General features: G+C 58.8%; 4 protein-coding genes and 3 pseudogenes. 5 read left to right on the top strand and 2 right to left on the bottom strand.

Annotated elements, in window-relative coordinates:
- The first annotated feature begins 160 nt into the window (after positions 1–160).
- A pseudogene (locus AC1RLZ_RS28170) lies at positions 161–1,600 on the top strand (IS701 family transposase).
- Positions 1,601–1,718: 118 nt separating this feature from the next.
- On the opposite strand, the pseudogene AC1RLZ_RS28165 reads toward AC1RLZ_RS28170, so the two are convergent.
- Together AC1RLZ_RS28165 and AC1RLZ_RS28160 are read right to left on the bottom strand one after the other, a co-directional pair.
- Positions 1,719–2,389: pseudogene (locus AC1RLZ_RS28165) on the bottom strand (carboxyl transferase domain-containing protein).
- Positions 2,368–2,805, bottom strand: a pseudogene (locus AC1RLZ_RS28160) (carboxyl transferase domain-containing protein); the annotation flags it as partial. The pseudogenes AC1RLZ_RS28165 and AC1RLZ_RS28160, both read right to left, overlap by 22 nt.
- Positions 2,806–3,068: 263 nt before the next feature.
- On the opposite strand from AC1RLZ_RS28160, the gene AC1RLZ_RS28155 reads away from it, so the two are divergent.
- From AC1RLZ_RS28155 to AC1RLZ_RS28140, 4 genes are all read left to right on the top strand, one after another.
- Positions 3,069–4,232 carry an acyl-CoA dehydrogenase family protein gene (locus AC1RLZ_RS28155; RefSeq protein ID WP_493191331.1) on the top strand — a complete coding sequence of 388 codons (1,164 nt, stop codon included), beginning with the start codon at positions 3,069–3,071 and terminating at the stop codon, positions 4,230–4,232.
- Between the two features lie 62 nt (positions 4,233–4,294).
- Positions 4,295–5,902, top strand: coding sequence for a carboxyl transferase domain-containing protein (locus AC1RLZ_RS28150; RefSeq protein ID WP_493191330.1), 1,608 nt, complete (start codon positions 4,295–4,297; stop codon positions 5,900–5,902).
- A gap of 19 nt (positions 5,903–5,921) precedes the next feature.
- Positions 5,922–7,919, top strand: a complete 1,998-nt coding sequence (locus AC1RLZ_RS28145) for an acetyl/propionyl/methylcrotonyl-CoA carboxylase subunit alpha (RefSeq protein WP_493191329.1) — start codon at positions 5,922–5,924, stop codon at positions 7,917–7,919.
- A 28-nt stretch (positions 7,920–7,947) separates the two neighbouring features.
- Positions 7,948–8,742, top strand: a complete 795-nt coding sequence (locus tag AC1RLZ_RS28140; protein ID WP_493191328.1) for an SDR family NAD(P)-dependent oxidoreductase — start codon at positions 7,948–7,950, stop codon at positions 8,740–8,742.
- Positions 8,743–8,756 lie beyond the last annotated feature (14 nt).

Genomic DNA, 8,756 nt, shown 5'->3' with positions numbered 1-8,756 from the left:
CCGACCTCCACCGATTCACCATCAAATTGAATCAGTAAATCAGCGCCGCCGCGAGGGGTTTTTCAGCAGACTGCTAGTACTACTGAGTCAGTAAGTCGCAGATTTTGATCGAGAGAATCACTTATCTTGCGAGATTCATGCTTCAGCATTGGAGACTGAGATGGATCTTCGGCGGTCGAAAGCTATTGAATCGCGATTTGCGGGTTATGTCGAGGGGCTGACGAGCGTGATTGGGCACGCCGACCGAGCCAGGCCGCTGCGGGACTATTGTGTGGGCCTAATGATGCCTTGCGAGCGCAAGAGCGTCGAGCCGATGGCGGCGATTACGGCGCCGGAGCGAACGGCGGCACAGCATCAATCGCTTCTGCATTTTGTTGGCGAAGGCAAGTGGTCGGACGAGAAGGTATTGGCCAAGGTCCGCGAACTGGTGTTGCCGAAGATTGAGCAGCACGGGCCGATCGAAGCCTGGATCATCGACGATACGGGCTTTCCCAAGAAGGGGAAACACTCGGTCGGGGTAGCGCGGCAATATTGCGGCCAACTCGGCAAGCAGGACAATTGTCAGGTCGCGGTGTCGTTATCTCTCGCCAATCACCACGCCAGTCTGCCGGCGGCCTATCGCCTGTATCTGCCGGAAGACTGGGCAGGGGACGACAAACGTCGGCGCAAGGCGGGGGTGCCGGACGAGATTGGCTTCAAGACCAAGCCCGAGATCGCGCTTGAGCAGATCACGTCAGCCTGCAAGGCCGGCCTTCCTCGCGGCGTGGTGCTGATGGACGCCGGTTATGGCTGCAATACAAATCTGCGCACCAGCATCAACGCGCTGGCGTTGCAATATGTCGCCGGCATCTTGCCGAATACCAGTGTGTGGGTGCCGGGCACGGGACCGTTGCCGCCAAAAAAGTGGTCAGGCACCGGTCGGCCACCGACGCTCTTGCGCCGCGACGGCAAGCATCAACCGGTCTCCGTCAAGGAACTTGCTCTCGGCCTACCCAGGCGCGCCTGGCGCCCGATCCGGTGGCGGGAGGGGGCGGCAGAATGGCTGTCCTCGCGCTTTGCTCGGGTGCGGATTCTGGCCGCGAACCGCGATTACAATCTCACCGAAAGCCGGTCGGAAGAGTGGCTGCTAATCGAGTGGCCCGAAGGCGAGAAGGAGCCGGCCAAATATTGGCTGTCGAACCTTCCGAAAAACATCGCGTTCCGCCAACTTGTCGATACCGCCAAGCTGCGCTGGCGCATCGAACGCGATTATCAGGAACTAAAGCAGGAAGTCGGGCTCGGACATTTCGAAGGACGAGGATGGCGTGGCTTCCACCATCACGCCACACTGTGCATCGCAGCCTACGGATTTCTGGTCTCCGAGAGGGAGACGATTCCCCCCTCAAGACCTCGTGCCTCGGCATGGTTCAAAGAACTTGCCGTTCCCGACGGTTACCGACCGAGAGGATCCGCCATTGCGGACTGAACGCCACGTCCCAAACTCAATCGCCACAATGCGCCGACGCTTGATCGTCGCGCTCGTCAAGTCCTTGTCGCGGTGTCCATGCTGCGCGGCCTCGATCGTCAAAAAAACGTCGCGACAAAATTTGTGATGCAGTAGTACTAGGGATTGGTTGCTTGAATTCCTCGCGCTTCTCGTCGGTCCAGGATGTACCTTCGCGGTGGTGAATGTTGTCGCGCACCATCGCGAGCGTCGTCGCGGCCTGCTCGGAGCCCCATCAAAGCCGCGTGGGCACTCGGCCAACGTTGGGCTTGAATGCACGACCCAGCATTGCGAAATAAGCCGCCGCATATGAGCCGCCGGTGATGATGGTGTATTTTGGTACATCGGCGCACGCCATCGCAGTCATGAACATCGCGCCATGCTTGGCAATTCCCTGCCGTTCGACGGCGGAGCCGACCATAAAGCCCGAGACGTCGACCAGAAACAGTAGCGGATATCGCGCTTGCAGCACAATTCGATGAAGTGCGCGCCCTTGATCGCGCTTTCCGAGAACAACACACCGTTGTTGGCCAGAATGCCTATCTCAAAGCCGTTGATGCGGGCGAACCCGCACATCATGGTTTCGCCGTATAGATGCTTGAATCCCTGAAAACGGCTGCCGTCGATGAGACGCGCCACGATTTCCCGATTGTCCGTGGGAATGCGCTTGTTGGCGCTGACAATCCCGTAGATTTCTTCCGGAGCGTAACATGGCGCTTCGGGTTCTTGCGGTGTCCAGCGCAATTGTGGCGGCTCGCCAAGATTGGCGACAATGTTGCGCGCGATCGCCAGCGCATGACTATCGATGGCGATCTGCGCGATACCGACATCTTCACTTGATTGTACATGATCGATCCGGCCTGCCCTTCGTCCGGAAAGATATTGGCAAGTCCGGCAAGAAGCCACCGCCAGACTGCACCATGTGATGCAGGGCAGCCGATGCTGCCATGCAACAGTTGGGCGCGGGTGTGCTTTTTCGCCGTCATACCGAACAGCGTCCCGCCCTTGACGGTCGCGTCATTGCCGATGAGCATGCAACTGCGGCCGCAGACCTGCCCAACCCCGGTAATAATTGTCGCACCCGGAGGAACCCCGTCGTACATCCCCTCGCGGGCCAAATAGCCGAAATCGAGAAAGGGCGAACCGGCATCGATGAGCCCCGCGATGCGTTCCCGCGGCAGCAGTTGCCCACGCGATGTATGCAAGCACGCGCCTTGGCGCTTCCGCCCGGCGCCTGTGAAGCTCGGCGATCCGGGCCGGGCCAGATAATGCGCGCGATTGAGCTGGAATTCGGTCGATTCTGTCGCGACAGCGGATGTCATCACGGTAAATTAGAGTCCCCAAAACTAATCGCAAGCCAATAAATGTAGGCTTGATCGTCTTTCAACGAATTTCTAACATTTGTTCATTTTCGAACGATTGTTAGGTTGAAATTCTAGGCGTTTCCGCTTAAAGATAGCTAGCAATCGATGCTGCCGACCGACAGCCGGCTGCCTCCTAAACAACGATTCGACGACGTTCCCTAGAGGGTTTCCAATTCTCAACTTAGGACAACGCAGGTTTCGGCCGGCGGCGGAGTTCCAACATGGACTTTGATCTTACGCACGAGCAGATGCAAATTTACGAATACGGCGATATGGTCGCGAAGCAATTCGATCGCAAATACTGGATGGAATGCGCCGACAAGCACGTATTCCCTCAAGCCCTTTACAGCAAGGTTGCGGAGGATGGCTTCGTCGGAACGATGGTGCCTGAGGAATACGGCGGATCGGGACAAGGCATGGTCGAGATGCACCTGTTCCTTGAGGGATTGTCGAACAACGGCATTCCACTGCTCAATCTTGTCGTGGGTGCCGCGATGAGTTTAGGGTTCATGGCCAAATACGGCAGCGAGGCGCAGAAGATGCGCTATCTGCCCGACGCGTGTGGCGGCAAGACGCGCTTTTGCTTCGCAATCACTGAGCCCGACGCAGGGACCAACACGATTCGTACGTCCACCGTGGCAAAGAAGCGCGGCAATCGCTTCGCGCTGAGTGGTCAGAAGACATTTATTACTGACGCCGATGGTGCCGACTACGCGCTGGTGGTGACGCGAACGACAGCGCACACCGAGGTTCAGAAGAAAACCGATGGCTTCACCCTGTTTGTGGTTGATCTGAAAGCGAAGGGGGTGGAGAAGCAATACATTCCGGTGAGCATTCCCGCCCCGGAAACACAATGGCAGCTGTTCTTCGATGATGTCGATCTCGGGCCGGAAGACATCGTTGGCGAGGTCGACAAAGGATTTGGCATTCTATTCAAGAGCCTTAATCCCGAACGTATTCTCGTCGGTTCGATTTCCTGCGGTCTCGGCCGTTATGCCCTGAACCGCGCAGTCGAATACGCCAAGGAGCGCCGGGTTTTCAACAACGTGCCAATCGGATCTTATCAGGGCTTGCAGCATCCGCTGGCAAGCGCCCGCACCGATGTTGAGCTGGCATCGCTCATGACGTTGAAGGCCGCCTGGATCTTCGATCAGGGCCGCGAAGCCGGCGAATTCTCCAACATGGCCAAGCTCGCTGCCGCTGATGCCGGCATCAAGGCCGTTGATACTGCGCTGCAGTGCTTCGGTGGAAACGGCTTTACCAAGGAATACGGAATCTTCGATATCTACCCGCTGGTGCGATTGCTGAAGACCGCCCCGCTCAATCGCGAAATGATCCTTAATTACATCGGCGAGCATGTGATGGGCTTACCTCGCAGCTATTGAAGTACGGCCCGAAAGCAACGACGAATTTCTCAAGACGCGCTCAATCAGGAAAGTTATCTGAGATGTCTCTCATGAAGTCCGACGTGTCCGTTGCGAGCGAAGAGTATCGCCGCAACCGGGACGCTTACGGCGTGAGAATCGCCGATCTACATGAGCGCCGCGCGGCGGCACGGCTGGGTGGCCCCGAACGTGCCCGTCAGTTGCACAAGGAGCGCAAGCAGCTGCTGCCGCGTGAACGGATCGCCGCTCTGCTCGATCCCGGCTCGCCGTTCCTCGAATTTTGCCAGCTTGCGGGCGAAGGCATGTACGACGGCGTGCCGCCTGGCGGCAGCATTATTACGGGCGTCGGGATGATATCGGGCCGTGCCTGCATGATCATCGCCAACGACGCCACGGTGAAAGGCGGCACCTACTACGGCATCACCTGCAAGAAGCACGTTCGCGCGCAGAAATTCGCCTGGCAACACCGCCTGCCCTGCGTCACCATGGTGCAATCCGGCGGCGCCAACCTGCCGGACCAGCCCAACATTTTTCCCGACGACGGACAGTTCGGATCGATCTTTTATAACCAGATCCGGATGTCGAGCGAGGGTATCGCGCAGATCGCAATCGTCCACGGGCCCTCAACCGCCGGCGGCGCTTACATGCCGGCGCTCTGCGACGAGACCGTCATTGTTCGCAATCAGGGCGCCATGTTCCTGGGCGGACCGCAACTCGTCTATGCCGCGACCAAGGAAGAGGTCGGCGTAGAAGCGCTCGGCGGAGGTGAAATGCACAGCCGCGTCAGTGGCGTCACCGACCATCTGGCGGAAAGCGACAGCCACGCGATTGCGATTACCCGCGATATCGTCGCCAATCTCGGTGACATTCCCGCGCAACGGTGGAACGTGGCGCCGACGCGTGAGCCGCGCTTCGACCCCAGGGATATTTACGGACTGATCAGCACGGACCCGCGTATTCCCACCAACAATCGAGAGATTGTTGCGCGGCTGGTCGATGGCAGCGAGTTTCACGAATTCAAGCCGCTGTATGGCGAAACCCTGATCACCGGGTTTGCGCGTATCATGGGGTTTGAAATCGGAATCCTTTGCAACAATGGCGTCCTGTTTTCCGAATGCGCGCTGAAGGCGACCCACTTCATCGACCTCTGCTGCAAGCGCAATATCCCGCTGCTGTTCATGGCCGACGTCACCGGCTTCATGGTCGGGCGCGAGGCTGAAGAGGGCGGCATCGCCAAGCACGGCGCCAAGATGATCACGGCGATGGCCAGCGCCAACGTGCCGAAATACACGCTGATCATCGGCAATTCCTACGGCGCCGGCTATCTGGCGATGTGTGGCCGCGCCTTCAAACCGCATGCGATGATGATGTGGCCGCACGGACGTTCCGCAATCATGGGGCCGGATCAGGCTGCGAATACGCTCGCCATGGTCAGAGACGATATCCATAAACGCGATGGCACGAGCTGGACCGATGAGGAGCGTGAGGCTTACCGCGCGCCGGTGCGCAAGACCTTCGAGGATTTTGCGAACGCCTATAACTTCGCACGCAACACCTGGTGCGACATGGTGATCGATCCGCTCGAGACCCGCAACGTGATGGCGCTGCTGCTCGACCTGGCCGGACGCCTGCCACAGCAGGAAACCGACTTCGGCGTGTTCAGGATGTGATGACAGAGGATATCGTTCCGTGTTCAAGAAAATCCTGATTGCCAATCGTGGCGAGATCGCGTGCCGGATCGCGCGAACCTGCCAGCGGCTCGGGGTCGCAGTCGCTGGCGTTCACTCGTCAGCCGATGCCGACGCCTTGCATGTGAAGGTGATCGGCGAATCCATCGAGATCGGGGGCGCCGCCGCATCCGACAGTTACCTCCAGGTCAATGCGGTAATCGCCGCTGCGAAAACAATGGGCGCGCAAGCCATCCATCCCGGCCTCGGATTTCTGGCCGAGAACGCCACGTTCGCCCGCGCCGTCGAGGCCGCCGGTCTGGTCTTCATCGGGCCGACGCCCGACGTGATCGAACGGCTCGGCGACAAAGCGTCCGCAAAGCAGGAGGCCGAAGCGGCCAACGTGCCGATCGTCCCCGGCAGCAAGACACCCAGTGAGGATGCCGCCGAGATCGCCCTGATCGTCCAGGAAGTCGGGCTTCCGGCGATGCTGAAGGCCGCGGCGGGCGGCGGCGGCAAGGGAATGCGCGCCGTCTCCACTCTCGACGGCCTTTCCGAAGAAATCGAATCGGCCATGCGCGAGGCGAAAAATTCGTTCGGCTATCCCGGACTGATCGTCGAAAAGCTGGTCGAGCGTGGACGCCACATCGAGGTGCAGATCGCCGGCGACGGCGAAGGTAACGTCATTCACTTGTTCGAGCGCGAATGCTCTTTGCAGCGACGTCATCAGAAACTCATTGAGGAAGCGCCTGCTGCCAATCTGTCCGCTGCGCTTCGCGAGAAAATCGTCGCAGACGCGGTGCGGCTTGGCGAACGCCTCAATTATCGCGGCGTCGGCACGGTCGAATTCATCCTGAGCGGCGACGCCTACTATTTTCTAGAGGTTAATCCACGTCTCCAAGTCGAGCACCCCGTGACCGAGATGGTCACCGGCATCGATATTGTCGAATTGATGCTGCGGATCGCCGCTGGAGAAGGGCTGCCGTTTACGCAAAATGAGGTGACATGTAGCGGGCATGCCGTCGAGGCGCGTATCTGCGCGGAAGATCCAGCAAATAATTTTCTGCCCTGCACCGGAGACCTCGCTTACGTCAGATTTCCCGCCGATGGGATTCGCGTCGAGACCGGCGTCGAAAGCGGATCGGTCGTCACGCCCTATTACGACCCGATGCTGGCGAAACTCATCGCTCACGCAGAGACACGCGATGAGGCACTCGACAAGCTCGAGGGAGCTCTTGACCAGACCTCGGTTTTTGGAATTACGACCAATCAGGGATTTCTCAAGCGCTTGCTCGGTCTACCAGCGACGCGAAGTGCCACCTTTTACACACGCCTGATCGACGAGCAGATCGACCAGTTGGTCGACAAGGCAAAGGATTTGGACGCCGTGGCGTTGGCGTTGGGCGCCTACTTCTGGATGATCCGGCAACGACGGCCCGTCGCCAGCGGGCCGTGGCAGTCTCGCGAAATGACTGGATGGCACATGGCCGCGGGTGGCGACGGATTGTCTCCGATCCCGATCCTGCACCTCGAAACCGCTGGCGCGAGCGCGGAGATCCGATTCGCGCCGCTCAAGGCCGACGGCTCGATGATTGTCGGCATCAACGACGAGAAGCTGCCGGTTAAACTCATCTCGCTCAAAGACGACACCTTCACAGCGATTGTCGGCGTGCGGCGTGAGACGGTGCGCATCTATCAGGAAAATCAAACCATCTTCGTACATGATCGCCGCGGCGTCCACACGCTGACGGCGATCCCCTATCTCACCTACATTAGCGCGGTCGCTGAAACCAGCGGCGAGCTGCGTGCGCCTATGATGGGCATGATCTTGAAGGTGAATGTCGCGGTCGGCGACAAGGTCAAGGCTGGCGATATCGTCGCCGTGATGGAATCGATGAAGATGGAGCTAAGAATCGTTTGTCAAACCGACGGCATCATCATTGCGGTCAATTGCCGAGCGGGCGAAACCGTTGAGCGAAACGCGGTCGTAGTGGTGGTGGAGCCGGAGCAGCAACCGTAATTCAATTGTAGAACTGGGAGTGACGAATATGGATCTCAATCTGAAGGGCAAATCGGTCGTCGTCACTGGCGGCGGCTCCAACATCGGCCGGGCGATTGTGCTCGGGTTTGCAGCCGAGGGCGCCAACATTACGGTTGGCGATCTCGACCAGGCGCAGGCTGAGAAAGTTGCCGACCTTGCGCGGAAGAATGGCGCTTCCAGCGTTCAGGTAATCAAGACCGACGTGACCGATTTCGATCAGGTAAAAGCCATGTTCAAGGCCGCTACCGAGAAGCATGGCACGGTCGATGTGCTCGTCAACAACGTTGGCTGGGATCAGCTGATGTTCTTTACGCAAACAACGCACGAGTTTTGGGACAAGATCATCAAGATCAACTACGTCGGCGTGCTCAACTGCACCAAATGTGCGCTCGATATCATGATTCCGAAGGGTGCCGGCGCTATCGTGTCGATCAGTTCCGACGCAAGCCGCTCGGGCGAGCCGCGCGAGGCGGTCTATGGTGGCGTCAAGGCCGCCGTTAATTCTTTCATGAAGACCATTGCCAAAGAGAACGGCCGCTATGGCATCCGCTGCAATGTCGTTTGTCCTGGCGTCACTGTTCCCGTGGATACGGAAGAAGTTGGTACTAGCAGCATGTGGACAAAACCAGATTCAATGTTCACGGCGGAGCAATTCGAGAAAGTTGCCAAGGCGCTGCCGCTGCGCAAGCTCGGTCGCCCGAACGATATCGCCAACGCCGTAGTGTTTCTCTCGTCCGCCGCCGCTGGTCATGTCACCGGCCAGGTCCTGTCGGTGTCAGGCGGATACACCATGATCGGCTGAGGTCGGCCGTTAAT

Source organism: Tardiphaga sp. GW822-FHT04G09 (assembly GCF_058800725.1).
Note: the sequence above shows the minus strand (reverse complement) of the source record. Positions and strands in the feature narration are given on the sequence as shown.